Source organism: Rhodopseudomonas palustris BisB18 (assembly GCF_000013745.1).
Taxonomy (GTDB): domain Bacteria; phylum Pseudomonadota; class Alphaproteobacteria; order Rhizobiales; family Xanthobacteraceae; genus Rhodopseudomonas_A; species Rhodopseudomonas_A palustris_F.
Genome location: NC_007925.1, coordinates 5,104,460 through 5,119,886 on the forward strand (window position 1 = coordinate 5,104,460; position 15,427 = coordinate 5,119,886).

A 15,427-nucleotide genomic window follows, 5' to 3' on the forward strand; every position below is an offset into this window, starting at 1 on the left:
CGGCTCACAGGCCAGAGATGTAAAAGACGAAGGCGAGCGAGGCGATGCCGAGCCCGAACCAGCTGTGCCGCGGCGTCAGGCGGAAACGCGCCCGGGCCACGCTGTTCTCGACGACGCCGAGCACCACGGCGACCACGCCGATCTTGGCGACGAAGGCGACGAGGCCGATCGAGAGCCCGAGCAGACTGGTGTCCGACGAGCTGCCGAACGGCGCGAAGATCGCGAACACGAAGGCCAGGATCAGCAGTTGCTTGAACCCCATCGCGACCTTGAGCAGCGCCAGCGACGGACCGGAATATTCCGACAGCGGGCCTTCCTGCAGTTCCTGCTCGGCTTCCGCCATGTCGTAGGGCAGTTTGCCGAGTTCGAAGTAGCAGGCGAAGATCGCCGCCGCACCGGCCAGCAGCACCGCCCCCGCCGAGCGGACATGCCCGGTGGCGATCGCTTCGCCCATCGCGCCGATGTCGGTGGTGCCCGCCAGCAGCGCGCACACCATCAACGACAGCACCAAGGTCGGTTCGACCAGCACGCCCAGCGTCAGTTCGCGGCTGCCGCCGATCCCGGCGAACGACGAACCGGAGTCGAGGCCCGACAGCGAGAAGAAGAACCGCACGATGGCGAACAGGTAGATCACGGTGATCAGATCGCCGAGGCCGGGGATCGGCACCGCGCGGGTCAAGACCGGCACCGCCATGGCGATGGTCAACAGCGCGGCGATCATCACCGTCGGCATCGCGCGGAACGCGAAGCCGGCGGCCGGCGGCTGCAGATTCTGCCTCCGTAGCAGCTTGATGACGTCGCGGTAGTCCTGCAGCACGCCCGGCCCGCGCCGGGTGTGCATCTTGGCGCGCATCACGCGGGTAATGCCGGAGAACAACGGTGCGGCAGCGAGCAGCAACAGGGCTTGCACGAATGCCAATGAGACTTGGGTGAGAGTGGGCACGACTGTTTCTCTCCTAGCGAAGCGTAATGAGGAGGAGGATCGCGAGCGCCGCGACGATGTAGAGGCAGTAGGTCGACAGCGCGCCGCTTTGCAGAACCTGCAGGCGCTTGCCGACGCCGCCGACGAAGTCGATCGACGGACCGACCAGCGCGCGGTCGAGCATCGGCTCACCGCGACGGGCCAGCGAGACGAGCTTGACGAATTGCCGCTCGATGCCCTCCGAGGCCGCCGCGGCGGTCCGGCGCACCGCATAGAGAGGTGCGAAGAACATCCGGATCGGCTGCGCGAAGGAGTGCGCCGTGACGGTCATGTGGGCGTCGGGCAGATAGCCGCAGGCCCACGGTTCGGCGGCCTGGCGGCGGTTGGCGCGGGATCCGGAGAACGCCGCGCTGATCGCCAGCGGCACCGTCGCAAGTCCGACCAGCAGCATGGCCAGCAACGGCGTCGACAGCAGGGTGTGGGCGGGATCGCCGGGCAGAACCATGCTGCCGTTGGCGAACACCGCCGGCGGCATGTGCAGGATCGCAGCGGCGATGCCGCCGATCACCGGCACCACCAACGGCGCCGCAAGCCCGAGGCCGACGCAGGCCGCGGCGAGCAGCACCATGCCGATGATCATCGGCACCGGCACTTCGGTGGTCTGCTCGGCCTTCTTGCTGCGCGGCAGGCCGGAGAACATCTCGCCATAGGCCTTGACGAAGCACATCACGGCCAGCGCGCCGGTCAGGGCCAGCGCGGTGGCGGCGATCGGCGTCGAGAACTGCACCAGGAAGGTGCCGTCGAGCGCGGCGGCGAACAGCGCCTGATAGGTGAACCACTCCGAGACGAAGCCGTTGAGCGGCGGGATCGCGGAGATCGCCAGCGCGCCGACCAGGAAGCAGGCCGAGGTCCACGGCATGGTGCGGGCGAGCCCGCCCATCTTGTCCATGTCCTTGGTGTGCATCCGGAAGATCACGGCGCCGGCGCCGAGGAACAACAGGCCCTTGAAGATCGCGTGGTTGACCAGGTGATAGAGACCGGCCAGCAGGCCGAGCATCGCGACCAGCGGATGATGCGTAGCGATGCCGATCATGCCGGTACCGATACCCAGCATGATGATGCCGATGTTCTCCACCGAGTGGTAGGCCAACAGCCGCTTGATGTCGTGTTCGGCCAACGCGTAGATCACGCCGAGCACCGACGAGATCGCGCCGAGTGCCAGCACCGCGATGCCCCACCACAACACGTCGCCGCCGAGCAGATCGACGCTGACCTTGAGGATACCGAACACGCCGATCTTGATCATCACGCCGGACATCAGCGCGGATGCATGTGACGGCGCGGCCGGATGGGCGCGCGGCAGCCAGACGTGCAGCGGGATCATGCCGGCCTTGGCGCCGAACCCGAGCAGCGACAGCACGAACACGATCGACGCCACCAGCCCTGAGGGATGCGTGGCGCGGAACGCGGCGAAGTCGAGCGAGCCTGCGGCGTTGGCCATCAGGAAGAAGCCCGCCATGATCGCCACCGACCCGGCGTGCGCCACCAGGAAGTAGATGAACCCGGCCGACACCGCTTCCTCGTCCTGGTCGAAGATCACCAGGAAGTACGAGGCGAGCGACATCATTTCGAAGAACACCAGGAACCAGAAGGCGTTGTCCGCGACCACCACCAACACCATCGAGGCGACGAAGAGGTTGAAGAAGAAGCCCATCGGCCCGACGCCGCGCCCGCCATACTCACGCACGTAAGAGAATGAGTAGATCGAGGCGACGGCGGCGAGCGTGGAGATCACCAACACCATCAGGCCCGACAAGGCGTCGAGCCGGATGATGAAGTGGGCGAAGGAAAACGGCCCGGCGACGTCGAGCACGAGCGGCGCGCCGCTCAGCACCGAAGCGCCGGCGACGCCGCCGAGCACCGCGGCCACCAGGCCGCCGAGGCCGGCGAAACGGATCGCCCAGTTTTCAGCGCGCGACAGCAACAGGCTGCCGAACGCGGCAACGACGGAGCAGGCGAGCGAGGCACATAGAAGCTGGATCGGGGTCATGTCAGTCGCGCTCCTCAATCGATGGAGTGTTGGCTTGTGACGGAGCGTCAAAGCCGACCGTGTTGAGCGTGGCGCTGGCCGTTGCACTGGCCAGACGCTTCGCGGCATTGGCGCTGTCGAGCGACTGCGCGTTCACCACATGCAGAGCAGCGGTGGGACAGACGCGGACGCATTCGGGGCCGGCCTCTTGGAAGCTGCACAGATCGCATTTCACCGCGACCGAGCGCACCCCGAGGCTCCAAGCGAGCAGCGGATCGAGCGCGGCGGATTCGGTGGGGTGGCCGACCCTAATGCCGGCGACGCCTTCGATCGGCGTGCCGGAGGGCGTGATCGCGCCGAACGGACAGGCGATCGCGCACATCTTGCAGCCGATGCAGGTCTGTTCGTTGAGCACCACCTGACCGTCGGTGAGCTTGATCGCGTCGACCGGGCAGACCCGGGCGCACGGCGCGTCCTCGCAGTGCCGACACTGCACCGGCGCGGTGATCTCGTAGGTGCGAGTCACTGTCAGCCGCGGGTGCGCCTGCAACCCCACGGCACGATGGACCGTCGAGCATGCGGCCATACAGGTATTGCAGCCGATGCATCGCCCCGGGTCTGCGATGACAAAACGGTTCATGTCCATCTCTCCACGTTGATGGCTGGCCCCGACGGTGAATGGCTCCACCGCGTGCCACGGCCTGACGGTGCGTCAGGTCCTGGGGATTTCGATAAGCAGAACTGATGATCCAAGAAGAATGACCTAACAAGAGAAGTAAATCGAAGTATTCGCTGTCTCTGTAGGACACCTACACCGAAAAACGGAATCTTGATCAGCTATTTTTGCGCAGCTCTCATGTTTTGTTTTTTTGATCTAGATCAGTTCTATTGTTGTAAGACGCGATGTACATGCCGTTTACCTGCAACACACGCGCCCATATCTTGGTTTTATTGAGCGATAACCAATCATGATGATGGGCGGGGTGACGTGCGGGCAACCGAGCCGCCACGCGAAGCGGGCCACGCGGACTTCACCGCGCGGCCTTCACCTGCGGACGTCGCCTAAGTGGAGATGTGGAGAATGAATCGATTCATCGTCAGCGAACCCAACAAGTGTATTGGGTGTCATACTTGCGAGGTGGCGTGCGCGCTTGCGCACGAGGCGTCGCAGAGCGTGGACGCGCTCACGCCCTCAAACTTCGCGCCGCGCATTCGGCTGATGCAGACCCTCACGGTGTCGACCCCCGTGACCTGTCACCATTGCGAAGAAGCGCCGTGCCTGAAAGCCTGCCCGAGCGGCGCCATCTATTATAAAGCCGGCACCGTCCAGGTCGATCAGTCGCATTGTTTGGGTTGCAAGACCTGCGTCGTCGCCTGCCCGTTCGGCGTGATGGAAGTGATTACCCATCCGACCTACCGCACCTTTGCCGGCGTCACGGTGGCCGACGGCCTCAAGGCCGAAGCCCACAAATGCGACCTCTGCATCAACCGTGAAAAGGGCCCGGCCTGTGTCGAGGTCTGCCCGACCGCCGCCTTGCACGTCATGGACGAAGCCAAGATGGCCGAGCTGCAGCGCGAGCGGCGGCTGCGTTCCGCCGTCAGCGGCGGATTGACCGGCACCGCCGGCGACATCATCAACGCCAACTAACAGCTTAACCGAAGTCACTTACGAGGTAAAATCATGGAAAAACACATCTCTGTATGTCCGTACTGCGGATCGGGCTGTAAGCTCAACCTGCTCGTCGAGAACGACAAGGTAGTCGGCGCCGAGCCGCTGAACGGCGTCACCAACCAGGGCGAGCTCTGCCTGAAGGGCTACTACGGCTGGGATTTCATCAACGACACCAAGATCCTCACCCCGCGTCTGCGTCAGCCGATGATTCGCCGCACCCGCACATCGGAATTCGAGACGGTGTCTTGGGACGAGGCGATCGCTTTCACCGCCAAGCGGCTCGGCGACATCAAGAAGAAGCATGGCCCCGACTCGATCATGCTGACCGGCTCCTCGCGCGGCACCGGCAACGAATCCAATTACATCGCGCAGAAGTTCGCCCGCGCGGTGATCGGAACCAACAACGTCGATTGCTGCGCCCGGGTCTGCCATGGCCCGTCGGTTTCGGGACTGATGGTCACGCTCGGCAACGGCGCGATGAGCAACTCGATCTGCGAGATCGAAGACACCGACTGCATCCTGTGCTTCGGCTACAACGCCGCGGACAGCCATCCGATCGTCGCGCGCCGGATCTTGAAGGCCAAAGAAAAGGGCGCCAAGATCATCACCTGCGACCCGCGCTTCATCGAAACCGCCCGTATTTCCGACATGTGGCTCTCGTTGAAGAACGGCTCCAACATGGCGCTGGTCAATGCTTTCGCCAATGTATTGATCACCGAAGGCCTTTATGACCGTGATTTCGTCGAGAAATACACTGAAGGCTTTGAAGAATACAAAGCAACTGTTGCGAAATACACTCCCGAATACGTTGAAAGCATCACCGGCCTGAAGGCTTCGCAGATCCGTGAAGCGATGCACGTCTATGCCGCCGCCAAGTCGGCGACGATCCTGTGGGGCATGGGCGTGACGCAGTGGGGTCAGGCGGTCGACGTGGTGAAGGGTCTGTCCGGCCTGGCACTGCTGACCGGCAACCTCGGCCGTCCGAACGTCGGCGTCGGCCCGGTGCGCGGCCAGAACAACGTTCAGGGCGCCTGCGATATGGGTGCACTGCCGAACGTGTTCCCGGGTTACGAGTACGTCACCGATCCGGAAGCCCGCAAGAAGTTCGCCAAGGCCTGGGGCGTGCCGAGCCTGCCGGACAAGATCGGCATGTCGATCACCGACGTGCCGCACGCTGCCGAAGAAGGCAAGCTGAAGGCGATGTACATCTTCGGCGAAGATCCGGCTCAGACCGAGCCCGACCTCGACTCGGTGCGCAAGGGCTTTGCGGCGCTCGACTTCATCATCGTGCAGGACATCTTCATGACGAAGACGGCGATGTATGCCGACGTCATCCTGCCGGCGACCTCGTGGGGCGAACATGACGGCGTGTTCTCGTCGGCCGACCGCGGCTTCCAGCGCTTCTACAAGGCGGTGAATGCCAAGGGCGACGTCAAGCACGATTGGGAGATTTACGGCCTGCTCGCCACCGCGATGGGCTATCCCATGAAGTACAGCAGCACCGACGAAATCTGGGCGGAGCTGATCTCGCTGTGCGACCTCTACAAGGGAGCGACCTACGAGCGTCTGTCGGGCCTCGGCTACATTCAGTGGCCCTGCCCGGAAGAAGGCCATCCCGGCACGCCCTACCTCTACGAAGGCAACAAGTTCCAGACCAAGAGCGGCAAGGGCCTGTTGTTCGCGTCCGAATGGCGTCCGCCGTTGGAGAAGGTCGATGCGGAATACCCGCTCGGTCTCTGCACGGTTCGCGAAGTCGGGCATTACTCCTGCCGTTCGATGACCGGCAACTGCTCCGCCCTCACCGCGCTTGCGGATGAGCCGGGCTACGTCACCATGAACCCGGTCGACGCCGCCAAGCTCGGAATCAAGGACGAGCAGCTGGTCTATGTCGCATCACGTCGCGGCAAGGTGATCTCGCGTGCGAAGATCACCGAGCGGACCAACCTCGGGGTGGTCTATATGACCTACCAGTGGTGGATCGGCGCGTGCAACGAACTGACCATCCATCACGTCGATCCGATCTCGAAGACGCCGGAATACAAGTTCGCCGCCGTGCGTGTCGAGGCCATCGCCGATCAGGTGTGGGCCGAGTCGCACGTTCAGCAGGACTATACCAACCTGAAGAAGCGCCTTGCCGCGGCGGCCAATCCGGTCGCCGCGAAGGTGGTTCAGCCGGCCTAAGTTGAAAGCTACCTCCTGAGCCTCGACCGCCGGGGCGTCCGATGCAGACAAAGCATCGGATGTCCCGGTGGCCGCGGTTTCCACCACTGCCAGGGAGTGCGCCATGCATGAAATGACCATTTGCGAAGCGATCGTCAGCCAGCTCGAGGACGAGCGTCGCCGCCGCGGTTTCGACATGGTAAAACGGCTGCGTCTCGAAATCGGGCTGTTGAGCTGCCTCGACCCCGACGCACTGCGCTATGCCTTTGAAATCACCACCCGGGAAACCTTCCTCGACGGTGTGATCCTCGAGATCGACCGACCGCCCGGCCAGGCGAAATGCCTGGACTGCGGCGCCGAAGCCGCGGTTTCCAGCCGCACCGACGTTTGCCCGTCCTGCGGCAGCGCACGACTTGACGCCGCGGGCGGCACCCAGATGCGCCTCGTCGAGATGGAGATCACCGGCCAAGCCGCTTGATCCGACGCGACGCTCGCCCGTCGCATGATCCCAAAGAGGCGATTCCGGCTTTCGGAACCCGGTCATACTCACTCAAAAAATCAGTTATGCTGCGCTAGAGCTTTGTTAGGATCGATGCGGTTCAAGAGTCCCGGGCCGTCATTCCGGGGCACGAGCAGCGTCAGCTGCGAGTGAACCCGGAATCCATAACCACCGCAGGGAGTATGGATTCCGGACTTGCCAGTTCTTCGAACTCGCAATCCGGAATGACGACGACATTTTGGTTGGATGATTCAATCCTAATCGAAACTGCGCTAGGCCGGTGCTCAGCCTTGCGGCCGGCACCGAACCGGGACTGGTTCTTCTGCACGGGCGCCGTCTCCGCGCCGCCGATCAGGCGCTCCGCACCGAGGTCAGGAATTTGCCGACCTCGTCCTTCAGCCTGGTGCTGTCGTGCGACAGCGACTGCGCCGCCGACAGCACTTGTGAGGAGGCCGAACCGGTTTCGCTGGCGCCGCGCTGCACTTGCCCGATATTGGCACTCACCTGCTCGGTGCCGCGCGCGGCCTGCTGAACGTTGCGGGAGATTTCCTGGGTGGCCGCGCCCTGCTGCTCCACCGCCGAGGCGATCGTCGATGCGATCTCCGCCATCTGCCCGATGGTTTCGCCGATCTCCTTGATGGCGTCGACCGACTCCTGGGTGGCGATCTGAATGCCGTTGATCTGCTGGCTGATCTCGCCGGTCGCCTTGCCGGTCTGTTCGGCCAAAGCCTTCACTTCCGAGGCCACCACCGCGAAGCCACGGCCGGCGTCGCCGGCGCGGGCGGCTTCGATGGTGGCGTTCAGCGCCAACAGATTGGTCTGTCCGGCGATGGTGTTGATCAGTTCGACAACGTCGCCGATCCGGGCTGCGGCCTTGGCCAGCTCTCCGACGCGATGATTGGTCTTTTGCGCCTGGTTAACGGCGGCGTTGGCGATCCGTGCCGAGTCCTGCACCTGACGGCCGATCTCGTTGACCGAGGAGCTCAATTCCTCGGTGGCCGAGGCCACCGATTGCACGTTGCTGGACGCTTCGCCCGACGCCGCCGCGACGGTGTTGGTCAGTTGATGCGCGCGCTCGGCCGCCGAGGTCAGCGTGCTCGCCGAGGCTTCCAGCTCGGTGGAGGCCGACGACACCGTCTCGACGATCTCGCCGATCATCGCCTCGAAATCCCGGGTGATGCTGTCGACCCGCTGGCCGCGCAGAATCTTGGCTTCGGCCTCGCGCGCCGCCGCCTCGTCGGTTGCCTGCTTGTCGATCAGCGCCTGCTTGAACACCTGCAAGGTGTCGGCCATCACGCCGATCTCGGTGCGCTCGCCCTGATGCGGCACCATCACACCGAGGTCACCCTTGCCCAGCGCCTGCATCGGCGAGACGATCGAGCCGATCCCGCTCGACACGCTGCGCACCAGATAGATCGCCAGGCCGATCCCGATCGCCGCCGAGCCTGCCAAGATCGCCGCGATGAGCAAAAACGCCGCGTTGAAATGTTCGGCGCTGGAGACCCCGGCGGCATCCGCCGCGCCTTTGTTGATGTTGATCGCGCGATCCAGGGTCAGATCTGCGGTCTTGCCGATCGGGTAGGCTTTGGTCTCGTTGAATTCGAACGCCTCGTGCGGCACCCGGCCGGCGCCCTCGCGCGACAGCACCAGCACCTGCTGCACGGCGTCTTCGTAGTTATTCCATTGTTGCGTCCAGTTCTTGAACAGCGTGCGCTCGTCCTCCGCCTGGATCAACTTCAGATAATTCTCGCGAATGTCCGTCATCGCCTTCGAGGCGGCCTCCAGTCGCTTCGCCGCGGCGGCCTTGGTCTCAATCGTTTCGCTCAAGACGTGCAGTCGCACGATGCCACGATAGCTGGCGGCGGCGGCGCGCAGGTCACCGAGCGCGCGCACGCTCGGCAGCCAGACGCTCTGGATCTCCACGGTGCTGGCGTTGATCGAACTCATCTTCATGACGGCGAGAATGCCCATCGCCGTCGAGGTGATCAGCAAGAACGAGACCACGATCGTGATCTTGGCGCGGATGGATAGGTTTGTCAGCATGTTGAAGATCCTTGGAAGCAACCATGGCAAGCGGTGGCGCTCGCCAGATCGGGGCGGCCTACGATCGTATCGCGGCATCAATTGTTAGGTCCGCGCAACTTGCCGAAGTATTAAGTTTGCAGCTCGCAAATATGCTTTGCGTCCAGCGCAACAAACAGCGCAGATGACTTTCGGCGATCAGCCGACCGCGGCCTCGCTCCGACGATCCCAATAGGCCGGACTACCGTATCGGCGCGCCAGAAAATCGATGAAGCTTCGCACCTTCGGCGAGACGATCTTCTTTGGCGGATAGACACCCCAGATCGCCGGCTCGGGACCGCGCGCGGCGAACCAATCCCAGCCCGCCAACGGCACGACCAGGCGCCCGGCGCGCAGATCGTCGCCGACCAGCCACGACGGCAGCAGCGCGATGCCGAGCCCGGCCAGCGCCGCGCCCTGCAGAGCTTCGGAATCGTTGGCGCGCATGTTGCCGCTCACCGCGATCTGCAACGGCTCTGTGCTGGAATCGTCGCTGCGCCGCGCATACCAGCAGTCGCCGGATTGCAGGGTGAAGATCAGGCATTGCTGGCGCGCGACATCGCGCGGACGACTGATTGGTTCGCACTGCCGCAGAAAGCCCGGACTGGCGACCAGGATGCGGCGATGCGACGCCAGCCGCCGCGCCACCAGGCTGGAATCGGTGAGCGAACCGATCCGGACCGCGACGTCGTCGCCGGTCTCGATCAGGTCCACGGTCGCGTCGGTCAGCGTGGCGGCGATGCGGATCTCGGGATACTCCGCGACGAAATCCTTGATATGCGGCATTACGTGCAGCCGCCCGAACGCGGTCGGCATGCTGATCCGCAACACCCCGCGCGGGCTCTCGTTCAGCGACGCGGTCGCCGCCCGGGCCTCTTCCACGGCGAGCAGGATCTGCGTGGCGCGGTCGAAGAACAGCGTGCCGGCCTCGGTCAGATGCAGCCGCCGCGTCGAGCGGTTGAGCAGCGCCGCGCCGAGGTCGCTCTCAAGCGCGGTGATATGCCGCGAGATCGTCGACACTTTGACGTCGAGTTCGGTCGCCGCCAGCGAAAAACTGCCGAGCTCGACGGTGCGGATGAAGGCGCGCATCGCCATCAGATAGTCCATCGCCTACTTCCCATCTGCGCAAAAGTCATTTGCCGCCGAAGCGCTTTCGCCGGCTGCGATTTTGGCGCCATCATCATCTCGTCAATTCACTTCGACGTTGCGAGAAACGCCATGACCTCCGCCCCCGCCGCCTCCGCGCCCGAAACTTCGCCCGCGACGCCGTCGCCTCGATGCCTTGTCGGCGTCGTCGGACTTGGCCGAATGGGCCGCGCCTTCGCCGAGAACCTGCTCGCCGACGGCCATCCGATCGTGGTGTGGGACGCATTCCAGACGCAGATCGACGCCATGGCGCGGCCGGGCGTGGTGGCGGCGACCAAGCTCGCCGATCTCGCCGAGTGCGACGTGGTGTTTTCCTCGCTGCCCGACGACGAGGCGGTGACCGCCGTCGCCGCCGGAGCCGGCGGGCTGGTGAAAATCATGAAGGCCGGCGCGGTCCATATCTCGATGAGCACCATCAGCCCGACGATGTCGCGCCGTCTCGCCGCCTGGCATGGCGAATGCGGCCAGGGCTATGTGGCCGCCCCGGTGCTCGGCAATCCGGATCTGGCGCGCGCGCGCACGCTGTTCATTCTCGCCGCCGGCCCCGACGCCGCGATGCAGAAGGCGCGGCCGCTGCTCGATCGGCTCGGCCAGAAGCTGTTTGTGATCGGCGAAGACGCCGCGGCCGCCAACCTCGTCAAGCTCGCCGGCAATGTGCTGACCGCGCTGACGCTGCAGAGCATGGGCGAAGTGCTGGCGCTGCTGCGCAAGAGCGGCATCGATCCGCGCGTCGGCTTCGACATCTTCACCAATTCGCTGTTCGACTCCCGGGTGCATCGGACCTATGGCGGCAAGATCGTCGACGAGCGCTACAGCCCGCCCGGCATGACGGTGCCGCTCGCGGTCAAGGACCTGCGGCTGGCGCTGGCGGAAGCCGAGACCAACAGCGTGCCGATGCCGGCCACCAGTCTGGTGCGTGATCGCCTGGTCGCAATGGTGGCGCATGGCTGGGCCGATCTCGATTGGTCCGCGCTCGGCCTGCTCGCCGCGCGCGACGCCGGACTGCCCGACCTCGTCGCGCCGAGCAGCCAGGCGCAAAGCGACACCCGGGGGACCAATGCGCATCCCGACCGGGCGGCAGCGCCGGTGAAATTGATCGATCAGGTCTATCCTCCTTCGGGCTCTCGCCCGGCGCCGGCCGGCGGCGGGTCGTCAGTACTGATTGCGTAGCTCCTTGAACCTGCCGAGAATGAATTCGACTTCTTCGCGGGCGATCTGGCCGACCAGCCGATCGGAGCCATCGACGATCGGAAGCGCGGGGAACGGATAGCGTTGAAACATCCGCGCCGCGGTCTGCACCAGATCGGACTGCTGCAGCCGGGCCGGCTGCGCGGTCATGACGTCGGACAGCTGCGCCTCGGCGCGGCCGCGGATCAACGCCGACGGCGACACCACGCCGAGCAGGTGCCGCTCGGCATCGACCACGTAGACGAACGACACCCGGCTGGCCTTGCCGTCGACCCCGCGAAAGTCGGCGATCGCCTGTTCGACCGTATCGGATGCGCGACGCTCGATCCGGCACGGCGTCGCAAAGTGCGCCAGTTCGTCGGTCTTGTTCCACAGGAGCGTGCTCACCCGTTCGACCTCTGGCCGGCCGAGGTTTTCCAGAACCGATTGGATTTCCGACAGCGGCAGTCCCCACAACAGGCTGGCGGCGCGCGCCGGCGTCAACACGGCGATCAGTTGCGCCATGCGGGCGCTGCCGATCGCCGAGATCAGCTCGCGTCGAAACAGCGGCGTCTCATATTCCAGCACCGCGGCGGCATCGGACGCGCCGAGCCGGCTGAACTCCGCGATGCGTTCGGCCGGCTCCATTTCCGACAGAATCTCGGCGAGATCGACCGCCGGCATCTCGTCGTCGCCGACCTGATGATTATGCGCAAACAAGCGCGGCACGACGATGTCTTCGATGCTGACGCTGCAGCGCAGCGCCGACGGATGCACCAGACGTTTCAGCCGGGTTTCGACGAAGTCGACGACGTTGCGAAACGGCTGCTCCAGCGCGTCGAAATCGAACGCCGCCACGGTCAATTCGCCGCCGCGCAGCGCCAGCCGGGCATCGCGGGCGACCCGCACGCTGCCGCTCCGGCGATCCAGCATCCGCTTGCCGAACACCAACTGCCCGAGATGAAACCGATCCGGATGCGGCGCGATCTCGGGCCGCGAGCCGCGGCTCGCGGCGAACACCAGCGCTTTGGCATCGAGCGTCTCGGCATCGCCGCACGCCACCGCCTTGAGGCCCTCCGCGGTATGGACCATCACGCCGTCGACCCACAGCCGGGTGCCGACTTTGAGAACCGTGAGGTCGGCGAGCCGGCCGCAGCGCAGGTCGCCGACGACGACGGGGCGGCCGATCAGGCTGCTCAGCAGGAAGACGCGTTCGTCGGCGTCGCTCATCGGCCCTGTCCACATCGTTGGATGTCCACCTTCACGCGGCCACGAGGTCGGCATTGCCGCGCTCCCCATCACGCCAGCCCGCGATGCAGCCGCTTGCAGTCCTCGACCAGGGCGGCGACGGCGGCGACCGACCGCGTGAACTGACGCTGTTCCTCGTCGTCGAATTCCAGCTCGATGATTTTTTCGATGCCGCCGGCGCCGATCATCACCGGGACGCCGACATGGAGACCGTCGACGCCGTATTGGCCGCTCAGCGCCGCCGAGGCCGCGAACACCCGCTTCTGATCGCCGAGATAGCTCGTCGCCATGGCGATGGCGGCGCTCGCCGGCGCGTAGTAGGCCGAACTGGTCCACAGCAGGTTGACCACCTCGGCGCCGCCGGTGCGGGTCCGCTGCACGATGTCGTCGATGGCTTGCTGGGTGATCCAGCCCATCTTCACCAACGCCGGCAACGGCACCCCGCCGACGGTGGCCTGGCGCACCAGCGGCACCATGTCGTCGCCGTGGCCGCCGAGCGTCATCGCCTGCACCTCGGTCACCGAGACGCCGAGCGCTTCGGCCAGAAAGCTGCGCAGCCGCGCGCTGTCGAGCACGCCGCCCATCCCGACGACGCGCGCGGGCGGCAGGCCGGAGAACCGCCGCAGCGCCCAGACCATCGCATCCAGCGGGTTGGTGATGCAGATCACGAACGCGTCGGGACAATAGCGGCCGATCGCGGTGCCGATCGATTCCATCACCGGCAGGTTGATCGCCAGCAGCGCATCGCGGTCGACGCCGGGCCGGCGCGGCACGCCGGCGGTGACGATCACGACGTCGGCGCCGGCGATATCGGCCTGATCGGCGGTGCCGGTCAGCACCGCGTCGCATCCCTCCACCGCGGCGGCATGCGACAGATCCAGCGCCTTGCCCTTCGGCGGATTGGCGTTGACGTCGAGCAGCGTGACGTCGCCGAGCCGGTGCAGCATCGCCAGGTGGGCGAGCGTTCCGCCGATTTGGCCGGCACCGGCCAGGACGATCTTCTTCCGTGACATGTCGAAACCTCAAATGTTGACGGCTGTTTCCACTGCGATGCGGCTCGGCCGCGCCGCGCGATCCCGCCGAGCGGGACCGCGCGCGCAGCGCTGGATCAGGTCGGTTGGTCGACGAATTGTCGCTCCGGGTGCATCAACAGGCTGGTCAACGTGCCGGCGAGCATCAGCGCGATCGAACACAGGAACGGCAGATACCAATTGCCGGTGAGATCGAGGATCCAGCCGAAGGTGACCGACGACAGGATGCCGGCCAAGGCGAAGCCGATGTTCATCATCGCGCTGGCGGTGCCGGCATATTGCGGAGCGATGTCCATCGGGACCGCCCAGGCCGGCGCGATCACCAACTCGAGGAAGAAGAACCCGGCGGCCAAGGCCAGCGTGATCCACATGATGTCGTGCAGATACATCATCGCCGTCAGGCACACCGCGGACCCGAGCATACCGATCCACAGCACCGACAGCCTGGCGAGCTTGACGTTGCCGGTCCGCCGCTTGATCGCGTCGCTCATCAGTCCGCCGACGGTGTCGCCGACCACGCCGGCGAAGAACACGCCGGAGGCGAACGCCGCGGATTTCTTCAGATCGAAACCCTGGCCTTCGAGGAAGAACGACGGCAGCCAATTCAGGTAGACCCAGGCCGACCAGCCGTAGCAGAAATAGGTGAACGTCACCGGCGCCATGCGCCAACCGAGCCGCAGCCACGGGATCTTCCGCGCCTTGGCCGGCGCGCGTTCCGGCAGCCCGATCAGGTCCTCCGGGCGAATCTTCGGATGGTCACGCGGGTCGTCGCGATAGTAGTAGACCCAGAAGCCGACCCAGGCGAGCGTCAGCACGCCCATCACGGCGAACGAGCCGCGCCAGCCCCACAGGATCACCAGCGCGGCGACGATCGGCGGCGTCACCGCATTGCCGAGCCGCGAGAAGGAATGGGTAATGCCCTGCACGAAACCGTAGCGGTCGGAGGGGATCCAGGCCTGCATGCCGCGGGTGGCGGAGGGAAACATCACGCTCTCGCCGAAGCCGAGCAGCAGCCGGCACATGAACAGGCCGACGACGCCGCTGACGAGGCTGGTGCAGAACGTCGCCACCGCCGCGACCGTGACGCAGACCATCAACACCCGCCTGGCGCCGAAGCGATCGGCCAACCAGCCGCCGAACACCATGAACAGCACGTAAGGGTAGGCGAACGCCGAGAACACCACGCCCATCTCGACATTGGAAATGTCGAACTCCTTGCGCATCATGCTGGCGGTGGTGCTGATGTTGACGCGATCGACGTAGGCCGAGAAATACAGAATACACAGCAGGCCGAGGACCACATTCGGCGCCGAGAAGATCGATTTACTCCAGTGAGTCGGTCGGAGAGCCGTTGCTTGTTCGGTCACTTGCTTCTCCTAAAGGTTCTTGGTGATGCTCGGGTCCGAACCTGGGATCCGCGGACGCGAAATCCGGGGCTTGGACGGTCGTCAATGTCTTTCCAGAAGTGAAAGGCCGGCACCGATGCGGTGCC

The 15,427-nt window shown here is 65.1% G+C and carries 12 protein-coding genes; 4 read left to right on the forward strand and 8 right to left on the reverse strand.

What is annotated here, in order from left to right:
- Positions 1 to 4: 4 nt before the first annotated feature.
- Genes RPC_RS22930 through RPC_RS22940 form a run of 3 tightly spaced genes read right to left on the reverse strand, consistent with a single transcriptional unit; the run spans position 5 to position 3,591 of the window.
- Complete coding sequence (locus tag RPC_RS22930) at positions 5 to 943, reverse strand: respiratory chain complex I subunit 1 family protein (protein WP_011474974.1); 939 nt, start codon at positions 941 to 943, stop codon at positions 5 to 7.
- Positions 944 to 956: 13 nt separating this feature from the next.
- Positions 957 to 2,972 carry a hydrogenase 4 subunit B gene (gene hyfB / locus RPC_RS22935; protein WP_011474975.1) on the reverse strand — a complete coding sequence of 672 codons (2,016 nt, stop codon included), beginning with the start codon at positions 2,970 to 2,972 and terminating at the stop codon, positions 957 to 959.
- Position 2,973: 1 nt separating this feature from the next.
- Positions 2,974 to 3,591 carry a 4Fe-4S dicluster domain-containing protein gene (locus RPC_RS22940; protein WP_011474976.1) on the reverse strand — a complete coding sequence of 206 codons (618 nt, stop codon included), beginning with the start codon at positions 3,589 to 3,591 and terminating at the stop codon, positions 2,974 to 2,976.
- 441 nt (positions 3,592 to 4,032) lie between these two features.
- On the opposite strand from RPC_RS22940, the gene RPC_RS22945 reads away from it, so the two are divergent.
- The 3 genes from RPC_RS22945 (at position 4,033) to hypA (ending at position 7,261) form a co-directional block, all read left to right on the forward strand.
- The gene (locus tag RPC_RS22945) at positions 4,033 to 4,599 is read left to right on the forward strand and encodes a 4Fe-4S dicluster domain-containing protein (RefSeq protein ID WP_011474977.1); all 567 of its coding nucleotides are present in this window, start codon (positions 4,033 to 4,035) and stop codon (positions 4,597 to 4,599) included.
- Between the two features lie 33 nt (positions 4,600 to 4,632).
- A complete protein-coding gene (gene fdhF / locus RPC_RS22950; protein WP_011474978.1) occupies positions 4,633 to 6,804 on the forward strand; it encodes a formate dehydrogenase subunit alpha in 2,172 nt (723 codons plus the stop codon).
- A 67-nt stretch (positions 6,805 to 6,871) separates the two neighbouring features.
- Complete coding sequence (gene hypA / locus RPC_RS22955; protein ID WP_208855626.1) at positions 6,872 to 7,261, forward strand: hydrogenase maturation nickel metallochaperone HypA; 390 nt, start codon at positions 6,872 to 6,874, stop codon at positions 7,259 to 7,261.
- A gap of 372 nt (positions 7,262 to 7,633) precedes the next feature.
- Here the strand turns inward: hypA and RPC_RS22960 are convergent, their stop codons facing one another.
- Together RPC_RS22960 and RPC_RS22965 are read right to left on the reverse strand one after the other, a co-directional pair.
- Entirely contained in the window at positions 7,634 to 9,325 is a 1,692-nt protein-coding gene (locus tag RPC_RS22960; RefSeq protein WP_011474980.1) for a methyl-accepting chemotaxis protein, read from the reverse strand.
- Between the two features lie 177 nt (positions 9,326 to 9,502).
- Positions 9,503 to 10,450, reverse strand: coding sequence for a LysR family transcriptional regulator (locus RPC_RS22965; protein WP_011474981.1), 948 nt, complete (start codon positions 10,448 to 10,450; stop codon positions 9,503 to 9,505).
- Between the two features lie 111 nt (positions 10,451 to 10,561).
- Between RPC_RS22965 and RPC_RS22970 the strand changes: the two genes are divergently transcribed.
- The gene (locus RPC_RS22970; RefSeq protein ID WP_011474982.1) at positions 10,562 to 11,659 is read left to right on the forward strand and encodes an NAD(P)-dependent oxidoreductase; all 1,098 of its coding nucleotides are present in this window, start codon (positions 10,562 to 10,564) and stop codon (positions 11,657 to 11,659) included.
- On the opposite strand, the gene RPC_RS22975 is transcribed toward RPC_RS22970, so the two are convergent.
- The 3 genes from RPC_RS22975 to RPC_RS22985 form a co-directional block, all read right to left on the reverse strand.
- On the reverse strand, positions 11,642 to 12,886 hold the full coding sequence (locus tag RPC_RS22975; protein WP_041802217.1) for a magnesium transporter MgtE N-terminal domain-containing protein: 1,245 nt from the start codon (positions 12,884 to 12,886) through the stop codon (positions 11,642 to 11,644). The genes RPC_RS22970 and RPC_RS22975 overlap by 18 nt on opposite strands.
- A 68-nt stretch (positions 12,887 to 12,954) precedes the next feature.
- Entirely contained in the window at positions 12,955 to 13,917 is a 963-nt protein-coding gene (gene mdh / locus RPC_RS22980) for a malate dehydrogenase (RefSeq protein ID WP_011474984.1), read from the reverse strand.
- Between the two features lie 95 nt (positions 13,918 to 14,012).
- Positions 14,013 to 15,302: an MFS transporter gene (locus RPC_RS22985; RefSeq protein ID WP_011474985.1), complete on the reverse strand. Its 1,290-nt coding sequence runs from the start codon at positions 15,300 to 15,302 to the stop codon at positions 14,013 to 14,015.
- Between the last annotated feature and the right edge of the window lie 125 nt (positions 15,303 to 15,427).